The following is a 23499-nucleotide window of genomic DNA, read 5'->3' as shown; positions in this document are numbered from 1 at the left end:
AATTATTTTTAGCAATATGGCTATAAAAAAAGAGCAAAAACTGAATAGTAACTTCGATAAAATCGTCATTTCACTGGCATCACCAGAAATGGTTCTCGAGCGTTCAAGTGGCGAAGTATTGAAGCCAGAAACAATAAATTACCGAACCTACAAGCCTGAGCGTGACGGTCTTTTCTGTGAGCGTATTTTTGGCCCTGTCAAAGATTATGAATGTCACTGTGGTAAATACAAGCGTATTCGTTACAAAGGAATCGTTTGTGACAGATGTGGTGTTGAAGTAACAGAGAAGAAAGTACGTAGAGAGCGCATGGGACACATCGCGCTTGTAGTGCCGGTAGCTCACATTTGGTACTTCAAATCACTTCCAAATAAAATTGGTTACCTACTCGGTTTGCCAACTAAAAAACTGGATTCAATCATTTACTACGAGCGTTATGTAGTAATCAATCCGGGGCAGGCAGTAGATGCTGAAGGTGAGCCTTACCAGGCATTGGAATTCCTCACTGAAGAGGAATACCTCGATGCTCTTGAAAGACTTCCAAATCGCAGCGAAAATCAACACCTCGATGACGATGATCCTAACAAGTTCATCGCCAAAATGGGGGCTGAGGCTCTTTATGGATTGTTGAAGAGACTGGATCTCGATCAACTTTCTTATGATCTGCGCCACAAAGCAAATACTGAAACATCTCAACAACGTAAAAATGAAGCACTAAAACGTCTTCAGGTTGTTGAAGCATTCCGCGATGCAAACTCAAGAATGGAAAACCGTCCTGAGTGGATGATCGTGAAAGTTGTTCCGGTAATTCCACCAGAGTTGAGACCTCTTGTTCCACTAGATGGTGGCCGATTTGCGACATCGGATCTGAACGACCTCTACAGAAGAGTAATCATTAGAAATAACAGACTTAAGAGATTGTTGGAAATCAAAGCTCCTGAAGTAATTCTCAGAAATGAGAAACGTATGCTCCAGGAAGCTGTTGATTCATTATTCGATAACTCTCGTAAGTCGAGTGCAGTTAAAACGGAATCGAACCGTGCTCTTAAATCGCTTTCTGATTCATTGAAAGGTAAGCAAGGACGTTTTCGTCAGAACCTACTCGGTAAGCGTGTTGACTATTCAGCGCGTTCGGTTATCGTTGTTGGTCCTGAATTGAAAATGCACGAATGCGGATTGCCTAAAAATATGGCAGCTGAGCTTTACAAACCTTTCATAATTCGTAAGCTGATTGAAAGAGGTATTGTGAAGACAGTAAAATCTGCTAAGAAGATCGTAGATAAAAAGGAACCGGTTGTATGGGATATTCTTGAGAATGTACTCAAAGGACACCCGGTACTACTCAACCGTGCTCCTACACTTCACCGTTTAGGTATTCAGGCGTTCCAGCCAAAACTTGTTGAGGGAAAAGCAATTCAGCTTCACCCATTAGCATGTACGGCATTTAACGCTGACTTTGACGGTGACCAGATGGCTGTTCACCTTCCATTGGGAAATGCAGCGATTTTGGAAGCTCAACTGTTGATGCTCGGGTCACACAATATTTTGAACCCTGCTAACGGAGCTCCTATTACTGTACCTTCTCAGGATATGGTACTCGGTCTTTACTACATTACTAAAAGCCGTAAGTCAACAAAAGAACACCCAATTAAAGGTGAAGGTCTTACATTCTATTCTCCGGAGGAAGTAAGAATTGCTTTCAACGAGAAAAAGCTCGACTTACACGCTAATATCAAATGTAAAGTCAATGTTCTTGAAAACGGAGAGTTGGTCAATAAAGTAATTGAAACAACTTGTGGCCGTATCCTTTTCAATGAAGTTGTTCCTACTGAAGTTGGTTATATCAATGATCTTCTTACGAAAAAGTCATTGCGTAATATTATCAGCTCTATCTTGAAGCTCACAGGCGTTTCCAAAACAGCGAAATTCCTCGATGATATTAAGGGACTAGGATATTACTGGTCATTTAAAGGTGGACTTTCTTTCAACATTGAGGATGTAATCATCCCTGAAGAAAAAATGCCACTTATTGAAGATGCTCAATCGCAGGTTGATGAGGTTATCGCGAACTACAACATGGGTCTGATTACAAATAACGAACGTTACAACCAGATCATTGATGTTTGGACGCACACGAACTCGAAGTTGACAAACATCCTGATGAATCGTCTCGAAAATGATAATCAGGGATTCAACTCGATATATATGATGTTCCACTCCGGAGCACGTGGTTCTAAAGAGCAGATTCGTCAGCTCTCTGGTATGCGTGGTTTGATGGCGAAACCGAAAAAATCTGGTTCGCAGGGTGGTGAAATTATTGAAAACCCAATTCTTTCTAACTTTAAGGAAGGATTGAGTATCCTCGAGTACTTTATCTCAACTCACGGTGCACGTAAAGGTCTTGCCGATACAGCCCTTAAAACGGCCGATGCCGGTTACCTTACACGTAGGCTCGTTGATGTTGCTCAGGATGTTGTGATCACTGAAGAGGATTGCGGTACGCTTCGCGGACTTGTAGCAACAGCTCTCAAGAAGAACGAAGATATCGTTGAACCACTTCATGAACGTATCCTGGGGCGTGCATCAGTTTATGATATTTACCATCCAGAAACTGATGAATTGATCGTTTCTGCCGGTGAATTCATTCACGAAGATGAGGCAATGAAGATCGAAGAAGCAGGTATTGAAGAAGTTGAAATTCGTTCAGCTCTTACTTGTGAAACGATCCGCGGAGTTTGTTCCAAGTGTTATGGTCGGAACCTTGCAACCGGTGGTGAAGCACAGAAGGGCGAATCAGTTGGTGTAATCGCAGCTCAGTCAATTGGTGAGCCTGGTACACAGCTTACACTTCGTACTTTCCACGTTGGTGGTACTGCTTCTAACATCGCTGCAGAGTCTAAGGTAACAGCAAAAGCTGATGGTAAAGTAGAAATCGATGAGCTTAGAACAGTTGAGAAAGAAGACGAACTAGGCGAAAAGATAGAAGTTGTTATTGGCCGTTCAGCTGAAATGAGGTTGATCGATCCAAAATCTAACAACGTTATTGCGACAAATAATATTCCTTACGGTTCACTATTGAAAGTGAAGAACGGTGCTAAGGTGAAAAAAGGAGATGAGATTTGCTCCTGGGATCCTTACAATGCTGTTATTCTTTCTGAGGTAACTGGTAAGGTTGAATTTGAAGATATTGAAGAAGGTGTAACTTATCGTGAAGAGTCTGATGAACAAACAGGCTTTAAAGAGAAAGTTATTACTGAACGTAGAGACAGAACGAAAAACCCAACTATTAAAGTAACTGATAAAAAAGGTGAAGTTCTTAAGTCTTACAACATTCCGGTAGGAGCACACGTAGTCGTTGATGAAAAAGATGAGATTAAACAAGGTGCTATTCTTGTAAAGATTCCTCGTCAATCATCTAAAACGGGTGATATTACTGGTGGTCTTCCACGTGTTACTGAGCTCTTTGAAGCAAGAAATCCATCAAACCCGGCTGTAGTTTCTGAGATTGATGGTATTGTATCATTTGGAAGAATTAAACGTGGTAACAGAGAAATTATCATTGAGTCAAGGCTCGGTGACAAGAAAAAATACCTCGTATCACTTTCTAAACACATCCTTGTACAGGAAAACGACTTTGTTAAAGCTGGTCAGCCATTGTCTGACGGGGCTATTACTCCTGCTGATATTCTCTCAATTATGGGACCAACAGCAGTTCAGGAGTATCTTGTAAATGAAGTTCAGGAAGTTTACCGTTTACAGGGAGTGAAAATTAACGATAAACACTTTGAGGTAATCGTTCGTCAAATGATGCGCAAAGTTGAAATCGTTGATCAGGGTGATACCAAATTACTCGAAAAACAACTTGTAAACCGTCATGAGTTTACAGCTGAAAACGACAGCTTATTTGGAAAAATGGTTGTTGAAGAAGCTGGCGACTCTGAAGAGTTGAAAGCAGGTCAAATTGTTAGTTCACGTAAATTGAGAGATGAAAACTCTAAATTGAAGCGTAAAGACATGAAGCCTGTTGAAGCTCGTGAAGCTGTTCCGGCAACTTCAAAACCTGTTCTACAGGGTATTACAAGAGCTTCATTGCAGACTGACAGTTTTATTTCTGCAGCATCCTTCCAGGAAACTACGAAGGTGCTCAACGAAGCAGCTGTAAATGCAAAAGAAGATCACTTGCTGGGTCTGAAAGAAAATGTGATCGTTGGTCACTTAATTCCGGCTGGTACGGGATTGAGGGAGTATCAAAATCTGGTAGTTGGCTCACAAGCCGATTATGAAAAGCTTTCCAGCAAGAAAGATAAAGAAGAAGTGAATTCTTAAATATTAAGCCCCGCTTAGCGGGGCTTTTTTATGCTTAAATATTGAATTATGAGTGATCAGGATAATAAATCAGGTAATCAGAATCAGTTAAATATTGAGCTTTCTGAAGAGGTTTCAGAAGGTGTGTATTCGAACCTTGCTATTATGACACATTCTTCATCAGAATTTGTCGTGGACTTTGTGCGTATTGTGCCGGGAGCTCCCAAAGCTAAAGTGAAGTCGAGAATCATTATGACTCCTCAACACGCCAAGAGGTTGATGAAGGCTCTGAACGATAACATCTCAAAATACGAGCAAAACTTTGGCGAAATTACTGATCATGAAGGTGGAGGAAATCAAAACATCCCGATGAACTTTGGTGGTCCAACCACTAAGGCTTAATCAGTGACTTTATCATTGAAGATCAGGTAGCCAAAATTGAATAGAATCCTGAACGGATTATCATCTTCACGTGCTACTTCTGGAATATTATCGTAGTAATTAAAACTCAGCCCAATAGGTCCTATTGGGCTTTTATATACGCCTGTTACACTCCCAATCGTGTATTGTGACTCCCAGGCTTTTCCTAGCTCTGCTTTTCTCGTTGTAGTGTTTTTGGTGATTTCTTTGTAAGGCTGAAAGAGGTAACCTTCTGCACGAACATGCCAATTATCAGATATTTTATACAAAATTTTAAGTCCGCCAGCTCCGTATTGTAGGGCTCTGAAAGATTCCATAAAAAGCGTTTTGCTATCAACGGTAGGCTGAAATGCAGGAGCTCGTGCGATTGTAGCTGTATAATTTTGCAGTAAGTCTTGAGACGAATAGGCAATGTCTGTCATCCAGCCAATTCTAAACCTGCGTTTTGAGAAAAAATAATTTTCAAATTGGAACCTGGCTATAAACCATTTGTGTTCTTCCTTTAGTTTATTATCAAAAAGAGCAGTTGTACCTGGTTCCTGATATTCGTTTCCCTGTAAGTATTGTACAGAAAGACCTATCTTTTTCCCCTTTGTTGGGTAATGTGGATCATTCAGGTTGTTTTGAAGGTAACCGATCTTAGAGTACCAGCCTTCCTGAATTGATACATCGGCAGTATCTACTGCGTTAAAGCTTTTAGTTTGGTAGTAATCATCAATCATCTTAAAGTATCCACCGTCAGCATAAAGTTTGCCTCTGTTACCGATTGATACTGCTCCCTCTATACCTGCATGGATTTCTCTGAGGACAATATAGGAAGGACGCTCATCAGAAAGTAGCGATGTATATCCGCTTTCAAAGTAATTGAATCGGTGAAGCGTTATATGGGGCTTGAGGTAGAATGGGATTCTTCCCGGAGTATAAAAGTTTATATCTCCGTGGATTGCATCGTATAGTCTACCAAAGTGAAAGGTAGCTTGTGGTTGAAATCCAATGCGTGACATGTTGTTGTATTTGGCACCTATAAAACCATGCGATACTGATCGCGAAGCGAAGTTGCCACCAAAAGAAACCTCAAATTCACTCTCTTTTTGAATATCTACTTCAAACGTATAAGCGGAATCCTCTTCATTATAGCACAAATCCGGGAGGACTGATTTTACAAAAGGATCAGTATTGAGCCGGTAGTAGTCGTTTTCTAATTCAGAAAGTGAAAGAGTTCCATTCCTGGTCAAGTCTTCAAAAGAGTTTTTGACGTATTCCTTTTCTTTACTTTTCAGATCCCTAATATCGAGGTCGTCAATTAATATTTCTGGATTTTTCCTTTGAAATTTTGCTCTTTTTTGAGCTATTTGGGAGCTGTCAGTTCTTGTTGATATTCTTGATTTTAACACTTCAATATTTCTGTTGGCAGCTATATAGCCAGAGTCTATGATTTCTTGAGCATTTTCAAATTCAAAAACACCATTGTTGACTTTAGGTTCAATAATCAATCCGGGAGCACAATTGATGGAGAAATCTGTGCGACCCATCATCATGCTTTTTATTTGTGAAAGAACATCGTCTTCATTTGGTTCAGGGTTGTTATTAGCGACCTTGCTACCAATGATAAAATCAGCATTAAATGATTCACACATCACATTTACAGGGAAGTTATTGTACAGTCCTCCATCAAATAACAATTTTTCGTTGACTCTAATTGGTTTTAGGTAAAAAGGGTAAGCCATTGATGCGCGAACAGCTTTGAAAAGACTTCCGTTTTCAAAAACAACTTGTTTTTTATCGGCAATGTCTGATGCAACACACCTAAATGGAATCATCAAACTGTCAAAGTTATAGTGAGCTGCAGCTGCTGCCGGACCCAAGTATTTCATCACCTCAAAATCTATCGCAACCGGTGAAATGAGATTTGTAGGTAAAACAGCTTTGAATAAACTGTCTTTTGAAAATTTTACATTGATCAAAGAAGGGTTTGGTTCGTTTTGAGGTAGAAAAAACTGAAATTCTTCAGCAATTACACCTTGTGACATCAACTGGTATTTGCGAGAGGTAAAAAGTCTTTCGAGTTGTTCAGGAGTGTAGCCGCTAGCATATAAACTGCCAATTAGTGCTCCCATCGAAGAACCGGTGATGTAATCAACCGGAATGTTGTTTTCTTCGAGAGCTTTTAAGAGTCCGATGTGCGCTAAACCGTCAGCCCCGCCACCACTCAATACCAGGCCCACCTTTTGGTTCTGACCAAAACCCAAAAGGGAAACCAGAAAAAGAGTGGCGAGTATGAAGCGAACTTTCATCGTGTCTAAATTAGGGATTTAATTGACGTTTTAGCTGTTTAAAGTATTGAAAAGATTTGCGCATCCGGCTGCCGTACCAGGAAAAATATTCACCATTGACTATGAGCTTTTTACAAGTTGGAATTTTTCCATGGAAAATCTGTAACTCACTGGAACTGTACGGGAATGGTTCTGATGTAAACAGCAATAAATCGGGTTTACTTTCAAGAATTTGCTCCACTGTAACTTGCGGATAACGCTCTTCATCGCGATGAATGGCAGTTTCATAACCGATTAATTTGAGCACTTCGTGAATATAGGTGTCGCGGCCGGCAACCATGTAAGGATCTTTCCAAATGAAAACCAGAGCTTTCTTTTTTCGGTCAGAGCCAATCTCAGCCAACTCATCGAGCAATTGCTGAACTTCGTTAACAAGCTCAACGGCTTTATCTTGTGTTTGAGTGATTTTTCCGATTTCCGTTATCATGTCGAGTGCGTCATGAGGCGATTTGATATCACTCAACCAAATGGGAAAATCAGCTTTTAATTCTTCAACCTGCTCTTTGATGTTCTCTTCTTTGTTCCCGATGATGAGATCAGGATTAATTTCCCTGATTTTTTCGATGTCGAGATTCTTGGTGCCGCCAATTTTTGGAATATCGGCTACTGCGTTTTTAGGATGAACGCAAAAACGGGTAACACCTTTCACTTTTGAACCCAAACCCAGGTCAAAAAGGAGTTCAGTTTGTGAGGGAACAGTACTTACAATACTGTTCACCTCACTCTTTAAGTTTATTTGATAACCAACCTGATCAGTAACCTGGGACATTATTAATCGAGGAATCCTTGTTCTTTCATCCACTCGTCATTGTAAACTTTTCCCACGTATCGGCTTCCGTGATCGTGGAATAGCGCCACAACCTTATCAGTTGGTTTCAGTTCGTCTTTCAATTGACGTAATCCCTGAAATGTAGATCCGCAAGAGTAACCTAAGAAAAGGCCTTCTTTACGAGCCATTTCACGTGCTACTAATGCTCCATCCTTATCCGTAACTTTTTCAAAGTGATCGATAAGATCGAAGTTTACGTTTTTAGGAAGAATGTCTTCACCAATACCTTCAGTAGTGTAAGAATAGATTTCATTCTCATCAAACTCACCAGTTTCGTGGTATTTTTTGAAAACAGATCCGTAAGCATCAACCCCCCAAATCTTAATATTAGGGTTTTTCTCTTTCAAGTATTTGGCAACACCTGAAACAGTTCCACCTGTTCCAACACCCACGATAAAATGTGTGATTTCTCCGTTTGTTTGCTCCCAAATTTCTGGACCTGTTGTCTCGTAATGAGCTTTAGTATTCGACATGTTGTCGTACTGGTAAGGGTAGAAAGAGTTTTCGATTTCTTTACTCAATCTGGAGGCTACAGAGTAATAAGATTCAGGGTGGTCGGGAGCTACGTCAGTTGGGCAAACTCTAACTTCAGCACCCATTGCTTTTAAGATATCAATTTTTTCTTTTGACTGTTTATCACTCAATGTGCAAATAAGCTTGTAACCTTTTACAGCAGCTACAATTGCTAATCCCATTCCGGTGTTTCCTGAAGTACACTCTATAATTGTTCCACCTGGTTTTAGTTTGCCTTCTTTTTCAGCATCTTCAACCATTTTGAGGGCCATGCGGTCTTTAACAGAGTGACCGGGATTGAAATATTCAACTTTGGCCCAAACTTCAGCGGGAAAGTCTTCAGCTATTTTGTTCAGCTTGATAAGTGGCGTATTGCCAATTGCTTCGATAATGTTGTTGTAAACGCGTTTATCTTTCATTTTGCTGTTTTGATTTTGCTGGTGCAAAGCTAACGAATAAAGGTCGGGATTAATTCCTCAGTAATAAAAATGTCTTATTTGGTGATCAGTCAAACTTGATAGCTCTAACCGGTGATATTCTCGTAATAACCATTGAAGGAATAATCAACATGACCGTACACAGTGCCACAGTTCCAAAATTGAGCAGCAGGATGTGCGAGATGTCTAAATTGACAGGAACATACGAAATGTAATAAGTCTCTTCAGGAAGTGTGATGAACCTGAATTGTTCCTGTAACAGGGCTATCCCAATTCCAATCAAATTCCCCCAAAATACACCCACAGATATAAGGTAAACAGCATTGTACAGGAATATTTTCCTGATGCTCCAATTCCTGCTCCCCATCGCTTTTAATATTCCTATCATTCCTGTTCGTTCCAGGATCATGATGAGTAGGGCAGAGGTCATGTTAATAGAAGAAACCAGTATGATGAGTATGACGATAATCACAACATTCATATCCTGTAGCTCCAGCCAACCAAAAATATCAGGGTATTTTTCCTGGATATTAGTAGCGTTGAGCGAGTAAGGAATAGCATTGTACACTTCGTCATTGGTTTGTTGAAGCGCTTCGTAATCTTTCAGGTTGATCTCAAATCCGCCAACCTGAGTGGAGTCCCAGCCATTGATACTTTGAACATGTTTGATATCGCCTAATAGAATAAGTTCGTCAAACTTACCCATTCCGGTTTTGTAAATACCCGATACATAAAACCTTCTCGGTCTCGGTTTTTCATTCCTGATGAAGTACACATAAATTTTATCGCCAACATCCAGCTTCATCTTATCGGCTATGTGTTCTGATAGGAGTATACTGTCTTTTCGGTTCTCACCAAAACGCGGAACTTTACCTTTTTCTATGTTGCGCTCAAAAAACTTCCAGTTGAAATCTTCGCCAACACCTTTGAAAACAATGCCCAAAATCTCATCATCGGTCTTTAAAATACCGGGTTTTGAAGCGTAAACCTGAATGTTTTCAACTTGCCTGAAACTGTCGGCTGCCGGGTAAAAATCCTGATTCGTGGAAATGGGATGAATATCTACTCCCTGTGCATTATCAAAACTGGAAATTTGAATGTGAGAGCCAAAACCAACTACCTTTTGCCTAATTTCATTTTGAAAACCAGTAAGGATGGCAAATGATAAAATCATCACCGCAACGCCAATGGCAATACCGCCAATCGCAATTTTGATAATCGGTCGAGTGTTGCTGGAAGCACTTTTGCGCTCCCCAATCATTTTTGCCGCTATGAATCGTTCAAATTTCAATTTAACCCGTTATTTGATTTAAGTTTGGCCGCTATTATGAATTCGAATTTTAAGCGCATAAAAGTAAAACGATTCGTTGAAGGAGCAGGATTTCTTTTGCTTTTCCTGGTTTCGTTTTTTTGTAACGGTCAGAGCCACACCTTGAAAACGGATGACGATATTTCGATGGGGGCTGAACGCTTGCCAAAATACGCCTCAAAGCTGGCAGGTAAGCGAATTGCGGTTGTAGCTAACCACACGGCTGTTGTGGAGGGCGAACACCTCGTTGACTACCTCTTGCAGAGCGGACTAAATGTAACTAAGGTGTTTTCGCCTGAGCATGGTTTTCGCGGAACTGCCGATGCCGGAGAAACAGTAAAAAGCAAAACGGATTCTAAAACGGGATTGCCGATTATTTCACTTTACAACTCAAAAAAGAAACCTTCAAAGGCTGATTTGAAAAATGTGGATGTTGTCATTTTCGATATTCAGGATGTGGGAGTTCGTTTTTACACATACATTTCCACACTTCATTATTTGATGGAAGCCTGTGCTGAAAATGATAAAAAACTTTGGGTACTCGACAGGCCAAACCCCAATGGCTTTTACGTTGATGGTCCCGTTCTTGAACCGGAACAAAAATCATTCGTGGGGCTTGACCCTATCCCGGTTGTGCACGGATGTACAGTTGGCGAGTTGGCAAAAATGATCAACGGAGAAGGCTGGCTCGAGGGTGAGCTAGTCTGTGATCTGACCGTGATAGAAATGGAGAATTACTCACATTCAGATCTCTACCAGTTACCAATCGATCCTTCGCCAAATTTGCGTACCATGAACGCAATTTACTTTTATCCGAGTGTGGCGCTTTTTGAAGGAACAGTGATGAGTGTAGGTAGAGGGACAGATTTTCCATTTGAAGTTTTTGGACATCCTGATTTAAAAGTCGGGAAATTTTATTTTACACCTGAACCGTCTCACGGAGCAAAGAATCCCAAGTTAAAAGGTGAAAAATGCAGAGGCTTTGATTTGAGAAAACTCGATCCCAAATTCATGATGGATACGCAACGTCTTTATCTCAACTGGCTTAAAATAGCCTATGAAAATTATCCCGATAAGGATAACTTTTTCCTGAAGAATCAATTTTTCAATCTTCTCGCTGGAAATAGTTCTATGATGAATTCTATTGAGGAGAGTAAGTCAATTGAAGCGATAAGAAAATCGTGGCAACCACAACTTGACGAGTACAGGGAAACGCGAAAAAAGTACATCTTATATCCCGATTTTGAATAAGTACGAACCATTTCGTTAACTTCGTGGTTACCTCAAAAAACAAACTGAAATGACACATTTACAAGAAGGCGATAAGGCTCCAGGTTTTAAAGGAGTAGATCAGGAAGGCAACACCATTCAATTAAGTGATTACAAAGGAAAAAAGTTAGTGCTTTACTTTTATCCAAAGGATAATACGCCCGGTTGTACGAATGAGGCCTGTAACCTGAGAGACAATTACGAGGAGTTGCAAAAGCAAGGTTTTGAAATTTTAGGTGTTTCGGCAGATTCAGAAAAAAAACACCAGAACTTCATCAACAAATACGACCTCCCTTTTCCACTCCTTGCCGATACAGAAAAAGAGGTTATTGAACAATACGGAATTTGGGGACCAAAGAAATTCATGGGCAAAGTGAAAGATGGTATCCATCGCACAACATTTGTTATTGATGAAGAAGGGAAAATTGAAAAAGTCTTCAAAAAAGTAAAGACGAAAGACCACACGAACCAAATTTTAGAAGCTTACAAGTAAACCGTAAATAGATTACGTTTTGCTTAGGTATGTTTGCTCACAAATTGATAGAAACACAGAATAATTATGGCTAAAGATATTTCAAAAGAGAAGCTCAAAGCGCTTCAAATGACCATGGACCGCCTTGATAAAACCTACGGAAAAGGAGCAATTATGCGCCTTGGAGATAAGGTGGTTGAAGATGTTGACGTAATTCCAACCGGCTCACTTTCGCTGGATATTGCTCTGGGAGTAGGTGGCTTGCCAAGAGGTAGAGTAGTTGAGATTTACGGTCCTGAATCTTCAGGTAAAACAACTCTTGCTATTCACGCAATTGCTGAAGTTCAAAAGCAGGGCGGTATTGCGGCAATCGTAGATGCTGAGCACGCTTTTGACCGTGTGTACGCTGAAGCACTTGGAGTGGATACTGAAAACCTTCTCATTTCACAACCCGATAATGGTGAACAAGCTCTCGAAATTGCTGATAACCTGATCAGATCCGGAGCAATTGACCTCCTCATTGTCGATTCGGTTGCGGCACTTACACCTAAAGCAGAGATTGAAGGTGAAATGGGCGATTCCAAAATGGGACTACAGGCTCGACTTATGTCTCAGGCTTTGCGTAAGCTCACTGCTTCTATTTCAAAAACGCATTGTACTGCCATTTTCATCAACCAGTTGCGCGAAAAAATTGGTGTGATGTTCGGGAATCCTGAAACGACAACCGGTGGTAATGCACTCAAGTTTTATTCATCAGTTCGTTTGGATATCCGCAGAACAGGTCAGCTCAAAAGTGGTGATGAAGTATTAGGAAACTCGACTCGTGTAAAAGTCGTGAAGAACAAAGTTGCTTCGCCATTCAGGAAAGCTGAGTTTGATATCATGTACGGAAAAGGAATTTCTAAAACCGGTGAACTCATCGATCTGGGTGTGGATCACGGAATCGTGAAAAAGAGCGGATCGTGGTTTAGCTACGGAGATACAAAACTTGGTCAGGGCCGCGATGCAGTGAAACAACTGCTCGAAGACAACCCGGAATTGAGCGAAGAGATTGAAAACAAGATCAAAGATGCTATCAACCCTACTGAAGAACCGGCTGAAGAAAAAGGAAAAGAATAACGGAAATTCTTAAAAAACCGTAATATTGGGGCGCTTCATTTGAAGTGCCCTTTTTTATTGATTAAAATCGCAATATGAAAACTTTACTGACAATACTCACGGCTTCAATTCTGCTATTTAGTTGCTCGTCAGAACCGAAAACGGATGCTTCCGGATCTGACCAAAAAGAGCAGAACACACAGGCAAATCAAAAAGACACGATCAAAGTTCTCAATGAACAGATCAAAAATGACCCCAACAACCCTGATTTGTACATCGCCAAAAGCTCGGTTTATCAAAAGAGAAAACAGTTTGGTGAAGCGCTCGATGAGGCGAAACGTGCAGTAAAGGCAGATTCTACGGCTCCGCGAACATGGGTTCATTTATCGAAACTTTATTACGACTCAAAACGCATCAAAGAATCGATGCAAACTGTGAATAACGCGCTCGATCTCGATCCTGATTACTCTGATGCGCACATACGCATGGCCTGGATTTACCTCATTCTGCAGGATTATGAAAAAGTATATGAACACGCTAACTCAGCATTGAAGACCAATGAGTTTTTAGCTGAGCCCTACTACATTAAAGGTCTTGCTTACAAGGAACAGGGGAACTTCAAGTTGGCTGTTTCTTCGTTTAGAACCGCAACGGAGCAGGATAACGATCATTATGATGCGTGGATACAACTTGGTTTATTACACGCAAAAGTTCAGCATCCGCTCACGGTTTCGTATTACGACAACGCCATCAGGGTAGATAGTACGAATTACGAAGCTCATTACAATAAAGGCTTTTACCTTCAGAACCAGGGAAAGTACCGCGAAGCGATGGAGGAATACGATGCTATTTTGCGTCACAACGAGTCATTCTACAACGCGCATTTCAACAAAGGATTCATCTACCTTGAGCATCTTGAAAAATACGACAGTGCGGCTATGATGTACACGAACGTGATCAACATCAACCCGATGAATTACAAAGCATATTTAAACCGCGCTTTGGCAAAAGAACGTGACGGACAACTCACCGCTGCCTTAGCTGATGTCAACGAAGCTCTCAACCTAAAACCAGACTTTGAACTTGCTGCTCGTGCTAAGAGTAGGATAGAGGAGAAGATGGAGGGAAAGTAAGTATCATTTACTGTTTTTTATATGTTTATTGGCTTTGATAACGAGTGGTGAGTAGATTTCTTTTACTTTATTAGACACATTAGGCTCAAAAGATAAAGTTAAGTCTTTACAATTTAGTATAAGATTAAATTTATGACTTTCAGAAGTGTAGAGTCCGAAAATATTCTCGAGTGCTTTTTTAATACTATCTTCAGTAACTTCTTAAAGAACTGTATCTTCATTTTTTCTAATGATGTTTATTTTGTTTTTCATAGCTTATAGAATTTATAGATTGTAACAAGTTTAAATCAAATAAAACAAAAAAGGGAACTCAATTGAGTTCCCTTCAAATAATTCAGATCAAAAATTCTTACTTTATTTTACTTTATTGACAACGGCTTTAAACGCTTCAGGATGATTGAGCGCTAAATCAGCGAGAACCTTACGGTTCAGCTCAACATTTGAATCCTTCAACTTGCCCATGAATTGTGAATAAGACAATCCCTCCTGGCGAGCTGCTGCGTTGATACGCTGTATCCAAAGTTTTCTAAAGTTTCTTTTCTTTTGTTTGCGGCCAACGTAAGCATACTGCATTCCTTTTTCAACAGCATTCTTTGAAACCGTCCAAACATTTTTTCTGCGGCCATAGTATCCTTTGGCCTGCTTCATTACCTTTTTTCTCCTCGCTCTACTGGCTACGGAGTTTGTTGATCTTGGCATATTAAATTTCGTTTTTTGGAATTAAGCGGCACGAGGCACTTTTTTCAATTTTGGCTCAATTCCGGGTTTAACAACTTTGAAACCTGACATCTCTTACTTGAGTGTCAACAGGCGCTTAATGTTTGCTTCATCAGATTTGTCAACCAAACCTGAGTGCGTAAGCGCACGTTTTCTTTTCTTCGATTTTTTGGTGAGGATGTGCGATTTAAACGCGTGCTTCCTTTTCACCTTTCCAGAACCTGTAAGCTTAAAACGCTTCTTGGCACTGGCGTTTGTTTTCATCTTTGGCATAAACTAACTATTTATCTCGATCTGAATTATTTCTTATTCTTCTTGGGCGCAAAGAACATCGTCATGCGTTTACCTTCCAGCTTGGGCATTTGTTCAACTGTACCGTATTCTTCAAGATCCTGAGCGAGTTGAAGCAAGAGCATTTTTCCTTTATCCTTAAACAGGATAGAACGTCCTTTAAAGAACACAAATGCTTTCAGTTTTGCACCTTCTTTCAAAAATTTGACAGCGTGATTCTTCTTAAACTCGTAATCGTGATCATCGGTGTTGGGCCCAAAACGAATTTCCTTAACAACAACTTTTTGCGTCTTTTGCTTGATCTCTTTTTGACGCTTCTTTTGCTCGTAAAGGAACTTTTTGTAATCAATGATTTTACAGACAGGCGGATCGGCCTTTGGCGAAATTTCAACGAGGTCAAGCCCCATATCATCAGCCATATTAAGAGCCTCTTTCAAAGGCATAACATCTTGTCCAATATTATCACCAACTACCCTCACAGGATCTGCTTTAATAAAGCGATTAATCTTGTGCGGATTCTCTTTCTTTCTGCGGATAGGTTTTTTTCTTCTTATGACTAAGTCCTCCTACTTTAATTAAACTTTGTGTTCATTAACCATTAAAAGTGCCGGTTTGTTCCTGAACCTCATTTTGTACGTGCTCGATGAACTTATCTACCGGCATAGTGCCAAGGTCACCTTCTCCGTGCTTGCGCACTGCCAGCGACTGGCTTTCAATTTCTTTTTCTCCGTAGATGAGCATATACGGGATTTTCTTCAATTCGTTGTCCCGTATCTTTCTGCCTATCTTTTCATTACGATCATCTACGATGGCGCGAATATCGGAATTATTTAACTTTTTTGAAAGTTCCTCAGCTGCTTCGTTGTATTTTTCACTTACCGGCAGAATCGCAACCTGCTCTGGTGTGAGCCACATCGGGAAGTTTCCGGCACAGTGCTCAGTCAATACAGCAACAAAACGCTCCATCGAACCAAAAGGCGCGCGGTGAATCATTACCGGGCGGTGTTTTTGATTGTCAGATCCGGTGAATTCCAACTCAAAACGCTCAGGTAGGTTGTAGTCCACCTGGATTGTTCCGAGTTGCCATTTTCTGCCGATTGCATCGCGAACCATGAAGTCGAGCTTTGGTCCGTAAAACGCAGCTTCGTCTTCCTCGATCACGTAGTTGAGCTCTTTTTCCTTAGCTGCTTCAATGATCGATTGTTCTGCTTTTTCCCAGTTCTCCTCAGCTCCTATGTACTTGCTGTGATCTTTAGGATCTCTCACTGATACCTGAGCCGTGAAGTCTTTAAAGTCGAGTGTTTTAAAAATGTAGAGAACGAGATCGATAACTTTCTTGAACTCGTCTTTTACCTGGTCTGGCGTGCAAAAGATGTGCGCATCATCTTGAGTAAATCCGCGAACACGAGTGAGACCGTGAAGCTCTCCACTTTGCTCGTAGCGGTAAACAGTACCAAACTCAGCGTAACGAACCGGCAAGTCGCGGTACGATTTCGGCTCTGACTTGTAAACCTCACAGTGATGCGGGCAGTTCATTGGCTTGAGCAAAAACTCTTCGCCTTCGTTAGGTGTGTCGATTGGCTTAAATGAATCTTCACCGTATTTTGCGTAGTGACCACTCGTTACATAAAGATCTTTATGCCCGATGTGTGGCGTGATAACAGGTTCGTAACCCGCAATTTTTTGCGCTCTTTTCAAAAACTGCTCAAGGCGTTCCCGAAGTGCAGCACCTTTGGGTAGCCACAATGGAAGTCCCTGACCAACTTTTTCTGAAAAAGTAAACAACCCGAGTTCTTTCCCGATCTTTCTGTGGTCGCGTTTTTTCGCTTCTTCGAGTTGCTCGAGGTATTCTGTCAATTCCTTTTTCTTGGGAAATGTGATACCGTAAATGCGCGTGAGCATTTTGTTGTTTTCATTACCTCTCCAGTATGCACCGGCAGTACTCAAAAGCTTGGCAGCTTTTATGAAGCCGGTATTTGGAATGTGCGGACCTCTACACAAATCAGTGAAATTCCCCTGCGTGTAGAATGTTATTTCGCCATCATTGAGATCGTTGATGAGTTCCAGCTTGTACTCATCGCCTTTATTATTGTAATAATCGAGTGCGTCCTGCTTGGATATTTCCTGGCGTTGGTACTCATTCTTCTCTTTGGCCAGTTCGAGCATTTTCTGCTCGATTTTCTTGAAATCGTCACTCGAAAATTCATGATCGCCAAAGTCAACATCGTAGTAAAAACCGTTTTCAATTGGCGGACCAATGCCAAGCTTAATACCAGGATAGAGTTCTTCGAGCGCCTCGGCCAGCAAGTGAGCTGATGAGTGCCACATGGTTGATTTGCCGTTATCATCATTCCAGGTGAGCAACTTGAGTGTTGCATTGTCATCAATAGGACGTGTAGCATCGCGAACTTCACCGTTAACCTCTGCGGCTAACACGTTGCGAGCCAGTCCTTCACTAATACTTTTGGCAACATCCAGCGCTGAAGTTCCTTTTTCCACTTCGCGCTTTGAACCATCCGGTAATGTAATTGTAATTTTTTCCATAGCTATTCGAGGCCGGCAAAGATAGTAAGTTTCCACCGTTTGTAAAGACCTCTTCTCATCTTTACACGATTGATTTGTGAGGTCTTTTCGGTCAGAGCCGGAAATACACATTATGTAGACTCAGGTTTTACCTTAAAGTAGTTCGGTTCTGACCGTAAAAAAACACCTATTCTTACTCAAAAGCCTGCAAGTCTGTTAGCTTTTTGTAAACACCTCCCTGAGCGATGAGGTTATCGTGATTTCCGCGTTCTACGACTTCACCTTCCTGCATGACGATGATTTCATCAGCGTGCTGAATAGTCGACAATCGGTGAGCGATAACGATAGACGTACGGTTTTCCATCAACTTGTAGAGAGCGTCCTGAACGAGTTTTTCAGATTCTGTATCCAACGCAGAGGTTGCCTCGTCCAATATCATAATGGGTGGGTTTTTCAATACAGCTCTGGCTATGCTGATGCGTTGTTGTTGACCGCCTGATAACTTTCCGCCACCATCGCCAATGTTGGTGTCGTACCCGTTCGGAAGGTTCTCGATGAATTCGTGTGCATTCGCAATTTTAGCCGCTTCAATCACAGCTTCGCGGTCGGGGTTTTCAACTCCCAGAGCAATGTTGTTGAACACGCTGTCATTGAACAGAATTGAACGCTGAGAAACAATACCCATGAGGTTACGCAGATCTTTGATCTTGTATTCCCTGATGTCTTTATCATCGATAAAAACTCCCCCTTCAACAGGATCGTAAAAACGAGGGAGTAAATCGACCAGTGTGGATTTACCACCACCGGATTGCCCAACGAGTGCAATTGTTTTACCCTTGGAAACTTTGATGTTGATGTTTTTCAGAACCTTTGTTTCTTCGTAAGCAAAACTCAAGCCTCTGTATTCGATAGCGTTTTCAAAATTCGCGATAGAGAGGGCATTTGACTTGTCTTTGATTTTGTTTTCAGCCTGTAATATTTTTTCGATTCGCTCCGTTGAGGCAGCTCCTTTTTGAATGTTGTAATAAGCTGTTGAAAGAGATTTTGCCGGATTCAGCAACTGTGAGAACATCGCGATGTAACCGATGAATTCTTCAGCACTGAAATCAACTGATTCGTCAACGACCATTTGTCCACCGTACCAAACCAAAATAACCATCACTAATGCTCCTAAAAACTCACTTGCCGGTGAGGCGAGGTCGCGTTTGCGGAACATGCGCAACATGGTGTTGCGGTAAATTGTGTTGATACCGGTGAATTTTTTATCGGCAGATTCTTCTGCGTTAAAGGCTTTGAGTATGCGCAATCCTCCGAGTGTCTCTTCAACGCTCGATAGTAATTCGCCCATTCTGATTTGGAGCTTTGAAGAGGTGCGTTTGAGGCTTTTTCCTATTTTTCCAATGATAATTCCACTGATGGGTAAGAGGATGAAAGCGAAAAGTGTCAATTCAGCGTTCAGTGTCAACATAAAGATGAGCGACATCACAATGCTGATGGGATCGCGGAAAACCATTTCCAGCGAGTTCATGATCGACCATTCTATCTCCTGCACGTCTCCCGTGATCCGACTAATAATATCTCCTTTTTTCTCTTCAGAGTAGAATGAGAGCGGAAGAGCCAAAATCTTTTTGAAAACCTGGGCGCGGATGTCTCGCACAACGCCACTGCGAATTGAAGCGAGGAAAAATTTCGCGAAATAACGGAAGAGGTTTTTGAGAAAGAACAAAATAGCGATCAAAATACAGATGTAAAAGAGCGCTCCTTCAACTCCAAATTTATCGATGTAAGGTGTGATTTGATAGCTGAACATCTCCTTTACATAGTCAGAGCTCAACTCAAATTCAGGGCGTTCTGTAACGCGATCAGCTCTACCCATAATGATTGATAAAAACGGGATGAGTGCCAGGATTGAAAGCAGGTGAAAAATTACGTGCAATATATTCGAAAAAACACTCAAAAAAGCGAATGTTTTGTACGGTACTATGTACTTAACTATTTTGAGTAAGCTCTTCATTCAGAGAATTTAAACGTTGAGTAATTTCCAGTTTTTAAAGGGGAAAAAATGTTTTCCGCCATTGATATTTCGCTCTAAGAACGACAAAACACGATACTTCGTCTTCTCGTGCTTGAACTTAGGCCTGTTTGGGAGTTTATTGGTCGTGTAGTTGAGGCTATCGGCCCAATTGAAATCTTTCATTTTATCCTTCATCACAGCAGGATGCGTTTCTTTGAATTTTGGCAAACCTTTAAGCGGACCGTAATCAAACTCCTGCTCGCGGTCTTTGTAAAGTGCTTCGGCTTTGCTGTCTCCTTTGTGGATGCTGTCGAGTGCTTTCTTTTTGCTCTGCATGTACTTTGGCGGGCGCACCCAGCCGTAGTGGTAAATGTAAGCTTCAACCTTAGCTACATTCAACAGGTAAGAGCCTTTTTGTTGGCGGTAACTCTTTCCGTCAAAATTCGGAATCCTACGAAATGATTGTGCCGATTCAAATGAATGGATGTCAGGTTTATTGCGTACAATTCTAATCTCATTTTGGTACCAGCCGTGATGATTGATGTAGTGCTCGTAATCGCCAAAAAAGTGACGGTATTTGAACAAAAGTCCTTCAACTTTTTCATTGTCAAGAAGCTCTTCACATCTCGCTTTTATGACGGGTAAATATTTTTCGTGTACCACTTCATCTGCCTGCACGTAGAACAACCAGTCACCGGTGCAGTGCTCCATCGCGATATCAGTTTGGTGGGCATTTTCCATTCCGTTTGGAAAAGCTTCTGTATCCCACTCAGTCTCAATGATTTTCAGTTTTGGTGAGTCGATTGTCTCGAGAATCTCTTTGGTATTATCGTCCTCGTCACCTTTGCCTAAAACGAAAATAAACTCGTCACAAATCGGCAAGATAGAGAGAATGGATTCCTTAATCGGGTAATATAATTTTGATACGTTTCGCCCAAAGCTAAAACCGCTTATCTTCATGCATGAAAGATTTTGTGCGAAATTAGGTTTTTTGAAATTATACTACTGCGTTATGAGCACTTTCTTCGTGTAGTTACGGTCAGAGCCGGAAATGCGAATTACGTAAACTCCGGGGTTTAGGTCTGCGGGCAAACTGGTTCTGACCATTGAGCCGGCTGCAAAAGTTTTGCTGTAAACGAGCTGGCCACTGAGGTTGTACATCGATAACTCAACCCCTGAATCAAATGCTTTGTCGATCGTGATTTGCCCACCAGGTGAGGAGGGGTTTGGGTAGAGCTGTATCGTATTAGATTCTTGTTTAACAGTTTTATTTCCAACGGCAAAAGTTGGTTGGTAAACGAGGATGTGGTTTCGCGGATGCACATTTTCTGAGGTGAAGTTGAGTTCTTGTCCGCTCTCTCGTTTCACGATTACTTTTCCGTTGTTTTCAGTACCGTGCACACCAAAGCTCAAGAATGGATCGAGCGGAAACTGATCATCGGGTATCGTGATAACTGTTGTGCCGTTCCCCTGTGGCTCTGACCAAAATTGAAGTTGTTCTCTCTTTTTCCAAAAGTTGCCGTAAGTTTCCATGTCGAGAATCATGTTTTTCTCGCTCAGGTAATCGAGGTAGATTTTCATCGCGTCAACTTTCCATCTTCTGTTTGGGTGGATGAGTAACGTTACCGGTGAGTAGTTGTATTCGTACTCAAGGGTTGATCGCAGCCAGTCGTCAACTGCGTAGTGGTAATTTTCTTTTGAAATGCCACCGTAAACATCGCTTAAGGTCATGGAGATTTCCAGGACTGATGTTGTGCGGCCACTAAAGCTTCTGTCTTCTTTTAGAGGAAATGGGAAACTGTACAGGATGTCATTTGTACTGAGGGTGCTTTCATACAGGTAGCCTTGTGATTCGAGGGCTGCGGGTAAAGCATCAGGATAGAGGAGGTGTCCGGCTCTGAATGTTTTTATTTGAACACCGTGGTTTTGCTCCAGCATGTTCTTTGATACTTCAACCTCAGGCATTACATAGCCGTTTCTCGTGCTATCTCCATTGTTGAATGGTGTATAATTGAAGGGTGTTAGTCCGGATGGACCCATTTTGAAATCATCAAAATCGCGAAAGTGACCAACTGAGTGGCTGCATATTTTTTGGTTGTAAGAAAGTAACTCCTGAACCTTGTTTTCTTTATCGAGGTAAAAAGCGCTGAGGACACTATCGGCAAAGTAGCGAGTTGTAACATTGTAGGTTGCGACAATTCCGCGAGATAATTCTTCCTGAGCAAAGTACTTCATGGTGTCCATCCCTGTTCGGCTGTCGATATCGTGTGTGATCATTACGGTGTTGTAGCTGTTGACCGGAGATGTGTGTTTCCACACAAAGTTTTCGATTTCTTTCGCTAAAATGGAACGTATGAAGAGTGGGAACATGTCTCCTGACGGCTCAAATCCATTTGAATATACTCTGTGTGCTCCGTAATCGTAATTGAGCATGTTGCGCAACGTTACATCGCGAAGGGAAAGTCCAAAAGCATAAACACGACCCTGACCAAATTCATGAGTGATGACAGCCGGCTTTTGCTGATTGTTGTTGAAGTAGCCCAGTGGAGTTGCTCCGTTCAATTCGTAATGGCGAGTGTAAAGTGCATCTCCTCTGTCAGGATCTCCCAGGCTTATTTCATTTTCGAATTCGTGATTGAAGTATGTGAATAATGTGGAGTCGTACCCCGTTCGCCAGTTGAGTGTATAATTTCTTCGTTCAGTAGTATAGTCGCTGATTCCAAACAAGTTGTAGAAATCCGGGTCTTTGACATTGGAGGTGATGACAACGCCTCCGTTTGAGACGTAATTTATGATTGAGTCACGCTGTGCAGAATTGAACGTTCCGTTTAAAATATCTGATGAGAAAAGTATTGCTCCGTACTGACTGGCATCGCCAATTGATTTTCGCACGACAAATGAAGCTCCTGTGGCAATTAAAACCTGCTTACAGGCAAAAAGACGAGAGTCATTATTATTGTTGAGGTGGGTCATGTCTAGCAGACACACCATGCTCTGCTTTTGAATGCTGTTTTGAGCCTGCAAATTTGAAATAAATAGCACCGAAACGAAAGCCAGTAAAATACTTCTCATACGTCATAGATTTAGGTTCTGAAGTTAACACAAATACCAGGCCGACTGTAATACGGTTCTCTTCTAATTCACTGAAAGCTTGTTTTAACGGTGAGAGCGCAGTATTCTGGCTTTAAAACCAAACCTAAAGTTTTCTAATTATGGTAATGCCATCTCTAATTGGGAGCATGATCTCGCTCACGCGATCGTCTTCTTTAATGTGTTGATTGAACTTTTTGAGGGCTATTGTGTCCTCATCGTTTGCCTTTTCATCGAGTACTTTTCCGCTCCACAATACGTTATCGGCTACGATGAAACTACCCGGTTTCATTTTGGGAATTACTTTTTCGTAGTAATTGAGATAGTTCGATTTATCGGCATCGAGGAAAACCAAATCCCAGTCTTTATCGAGTTGATCAATGATTTCGAGAGCGTTTCCCAGGTGAAAGTGAATAGGATTGTTGGGCTCGTCCAGTTTCAGGTATTTTTTGAGAATGGGTTGCAACTCCTCGTTTTTGTCAATCGTGTGAATTTCACCATCATCTTTAAGTCCTTCAAGCCAGCAAAGTGCTGAGTAGCCTGTGTAAGTCCCTATTTCCAGAATGTTTTTGGGTCTGATCATGAAGCTGATCATGCTCAAAAGCCGGCCCTGGTAGTCTCCTGCTAACATGCGCGGATTGAGGACTTTTATATGCGTTTCGCGATTTAATTGCTGCAAAATTTCAGGTTCTGAATCGCTGTGATTAATCGCGTAATCAAGGATGTCGTGTTCAATGAAATCCATAAA

Annotated in this window: 17 protein-coding genes and 1 pseudogene; 6 read left to right on the top strand and 12 right to left on the bottom strand. The window is 41.4% G+C overall.

The genetic code is table 11. The features are described from left to right. Positions 1-16 precede the first annotated feature (16 nt). Entirely contained in the window at positions 17-4324 is a 4308-nt protein-coding gene (rpoC, locus tag RI557_RS00295) for a DNA-directed RNA polymerase subunit beta' (RefSeq protein WP_310681335.1), read from the top strand. 48 nt (positions 4325-4372) lie between these two features. After that, on the top strand, positions 4373-4705 hold the full coding sequence (locus RI557_RS00290) for a DUF3467 domain-containing protein (RefSeq protein ID WP_151169708.1): 333 nt from the start codon (positions 4373-4375) through the stop codon (positions 4703-4705). Here the strand turns inward: RI557_RS00290 and RI557_RS00285 are convergent. The 4 genes and pseudogenes from RI557_RS00285 to RI557_RS00270 all read right to left on the bottom strand — a co-directional run bounded on the left by RI557_RS00285 (position 4702) and on the right by RI557_RS00270 (position 10126). Next, the gene (locus tag RI557_RS00285; RefSeq protein WP_310667317.1) at positions 4702-7017 is read right to left on the bottom strand and encodes a patatin-like phospholipase family protein; all 2316 of its coding nucleotides are present in this window, start codon (positions 7015-7017) and stop codon (positions 4702-4704) included. The two genes, RI557_RS00290 and RI557_RS00285, sit on opposite strands and share 4 nt — an antisense overlap. 10 nt (positions 7018-7027) lie before the next feature. Next, complete coding sequence (locus RI557_RS00280) at positions 7028-7825, bottom strand: helical backbone metal receptor (protein WP_310681333.1); 798 nt, start codon at positions 7823-7825, stop codon at positions 7028-7030. A gap of 5 nt (positions 7826-7830) precedes the next feature. Next, positions 7831-8817: pseudogene (locus tag RI557_RS00275) on the bottom strand (PLP-dependent cysteine synthase family protein); the annotation flags it as partial. Positions 8818-8902: 85 nt separating this feature from the next. Beyond that, the gene (locus RI557_RS00270) at positions 8903-10126 is read right to left on the bottom strand and encodes an FtsX-like permease family protein (RefSeq protein ID WP_310681331.1); all 1224 of its coding nucleotides are present in this window, start codon (positions 10124-10126) and stop codon (positions 8903-8905) included. 36 nt (positions 10127-10162) lie between these two features. Here RI557_RS00270 and RI557_RS00265 point away from each other — a divergent pair, with 36 nt between their 5' ends. The 4 genes from RI557_RS00265 to RI557_RS00250 all read left to right on the top strand — a co-directional run bounded on the left by RI557_RS00265 (position 10163) and on the right by RI557_RS00250 (position 14116). Next, a complete protein-coding gene (locus RI557_RS00265) occupies positions 10163-11395 on the top strand; it encodes a DUF1343 domain-containing protein (protein ID WP_310681329.1) in 1233 nt (410 codons plus the stop codon). Positions 11396-11444: 49 nt separating this feature from the next. Beyond that, positions 11445-11906 (top strand): thioredoxin-dependent thiol peroxidase, encoded by a 462-nt coding sequence (gene bcp / locus RI557_RS00260; protein ID WP_310667307.1) that lies wholly within the window; start codon positions 11445-11447, stop codon positions 11904-11906. A 66-nt stretch (positions 11907-11972) separates the two neighbouring features. Beyond that, positions 11973-13004, top strand: coding sequence for a recombinase RecA (gene recA, locus RI557_RS00255; protein WP_310667305.1), 1032 nt, complete (start codon positions 11973-11975; stop codon positions 13002-13004). A gap of 74 nt (positions 13005-13078) precedes the next feature. Continuing rightward, on the top strand, positions 13079-14116 hold the full coding sequence (locus tag RI557_RS00250; protein WP_310667303.1) for a tetratricopeptide repeat protein: 1038 nt from the start codon (positions 13079-13081) through the stop codon (positions 14114-14116). A gap of 354 nt (positions 14117-14470) precedes the next feature. On the opposite strand, the gene rplT is transcribed toward RI557_RS00250, so the two are convergent. The 8 genes from rplT to RI557_RS00210 form a co-directional block, all read right to left on the bottom strand. Further along, complete coding sequence (gene rplT / locus RI557_RS00245; RefSeq protein WP_310667301.1) at positions 14471-14815, bottom strand: 50S ribosomal protein L20; 345 nt, start codon at positions 14813-14815, stop codon at positions 14471-14473. 93 nt (positions 14816-14908) lie between these two features. Next, positions 14909-15106, bottom strand: coding sequence for a 50S ribosomal protein L35 (gene rpmI / locus RI557_RS00240; RefSeq protein WP_310667298.1), 198 nt, complete (start codon positions 15104-15106; stop codon positions 14909-14911). Between the two features lie 26 nt (positions 15107-15132). Further along, a complete protein-coding gene (infC, locus tag RI557_RS00235) occupies positions 15133-15660 on the bottom strand; it encodes a translation initiation factor IF-3 (RefSeq protein WP_310667371.1) in 528 nt (175 codons plus the stop codon). A 55-nt stretch (positions 15661-15715) separates the two neighbouring features. Next, positions 15716-17668, bottom strand: coding sequence for a threonine--tRNA ligase (gene thrS / locus RI557_RS00230; RefSeq protein ID WP_310667296.1), 1953 nt, complete (start codon positions 17666-17668; stop codon positions 15716-15718). A gap of 172 nt (positions 17669-17840) precedes the next feature. Next, complete coding sequence (locus RI557_RS00225; protein ID WP_310681318.1) at positions 17841-19661, bottom strand: ABC transporter ATP-binding protein; 1821 nt, start codon at positions 19659-19661, stop codon at positions 17841-17843. 9 nt (positions 19662-19670) lie between these two features. Then, positions 19671-20621: a hypothetical protein gene (locus RI557_RS00220; protein WP_310667890.1), complete on the bottom strand. Its 951-nt coding sequence runs from the start codon at positions 20619-20621 to the stop codon at positions 19671-19673. 42 nt (positions 20622-20663) lie between these two features. Continuing rightward, complete coding sequence (locus tag RI557_RS00215) at positions 20664-22733, bottom strand: T9SS type A sorting domain-containing protein (protein ID WP_310681316.1); 2070 nt, start codon at positions 22731-22733, stop codon at positions 20664-20666. A 124-nt stretch (positions 22734-22857) separates the two neighbouring features. Then, entirely contained in the window at positions 22858-23496 is a 639-nt protein-coding gene (locus RI557_RS00210) for a class I SAM-dependent methyltransferase (protein WP_310681315.1), read from the bottom strand. Positions 23497-23499 lie beyond the last annotated feature (3 nt).

It is taken from the genome of Salibacter sp. (genome assembly GCF_031581065.1).
GTDB lineage: Bacteria > Bacteroidota > Bacteroidia > Flavobacteriales_G > Salibacteraceae > Salibacter.
The sequence above is the reverse complement of the archived record's forward strand: the minus strand, read 5'-3'. Positions and strand labels throughout refer to the sequence as shown.

What these genes read in the sequence shown, in the direction of transcription:
- recA (WP_310667305.1), top strand. Translation starts at nt 11,973, where the DNA reads ATGGCTAAAGATATTTCAAAAGAGAAGCTCAAAGCGCTTCAAATGACC.
- RI557_RS00280 (WP_310681333.1), bottom strand. Translation starts at nt 7,825, where the DNA reads ATGTCCCAGGTTACTGATCAGGTTGGTTATCAAATAAACTTAAAGAGT.
- bcp (WP_310667307.1), top strand. Translation starts at nt 11,445, where the DNA reads ATGACACATTTACAAGAAGGCGATAAGGCTCCAGGTTTTAAAGGAGTA.
- RI557_RS00210 (WP_310681315.1), bottom strand. Translation starts at nt 23,496, where the DNA reads ATGGATTTCATTGAACACGACATCCTTGATTACGCGATTAATCACAGC.
- RI557_RS00290 (WP_151169708.1), top strand. Translation starts at nt 4,373, where the DNA reads ATGAGTGATCAGGATAATAAATCAGGTAATCAGAATCAGTTAAATATT.
- RI557_RS00285 (WP_310667317.1), bottom strand. Translation starts at nt 7,017, where the DNA reads ATGAAAGTTCGCTTCATACTCGCCACTCTTTTTCTGGTTTCCCTTTTG.
- RI557_RS00250 (WP_310667303.1), top strand. Translation starts at nt 13,079, where the DNA reads ATGAAAACTTTACTGACAATACTCACGGCTTCAATTCTGCTATTTAGT.
- RI557_RS00265 (WP_310681329.1), top strand. Translation starts at nt 10,163, where the DNA reads ATGAATTCGAATTTTAAGCGCATAAAAGTAAAACGATTCGTTGAAGGA.
- RI557_RS00215 (WP_310681316.1), bottom strand. Translation starts at nt 22,733, where the DNA reads ATGAGAAGTATTTTACTGGCTTTCGTTTCGGTGCTATTTATTTCAAAT.
- RI557_RS00220 (WP_310667890.1), bottom strand. Translation starts at nt 20,621, where the DNA reads ATGAAGATAAGCGGTTTTAGCTTTGGGCGAAACGTATCAAAATTATAT.
- thrS (WP_310667296.1), bottom strand. Translation starts at nt 17,668, where the DNA reads ATGGAAAAAATTACAATTACATTACCGGATGGTTCAAAGCGCGAAGTG.
- rplT (WP_310667301.1), bottom strand. Translation starts at nt 14,815, where the DNA reads ATGCCAAGATCAACAAACTCCGTAGCCAGTAGAGCGAGGAGAAAAAAG.
- rpmI (WP_310667298.1), bottom strand. Translation starts at nt 15,106, where the DNA reads ATGCCAAAGATGAAAACAAACGCCAGTGCCAAGAAGCGTTTTAAGCTT.
- RI557_RS00225 (WP_310681318.1), bottom strand. Translation starts at nt 19,661, where the DNA reads ATGAAGAGCTTACTCAAAATAGTTAAGTACATAGTACCGTACAAAACA.
- rpoC (WP_310681335.1), top strand. Translation starts at nt 17, where the DNA reads ATGGCTATAAAAAAAGAGCAAAAACTGAATAGTAACTTCGATAAAATC.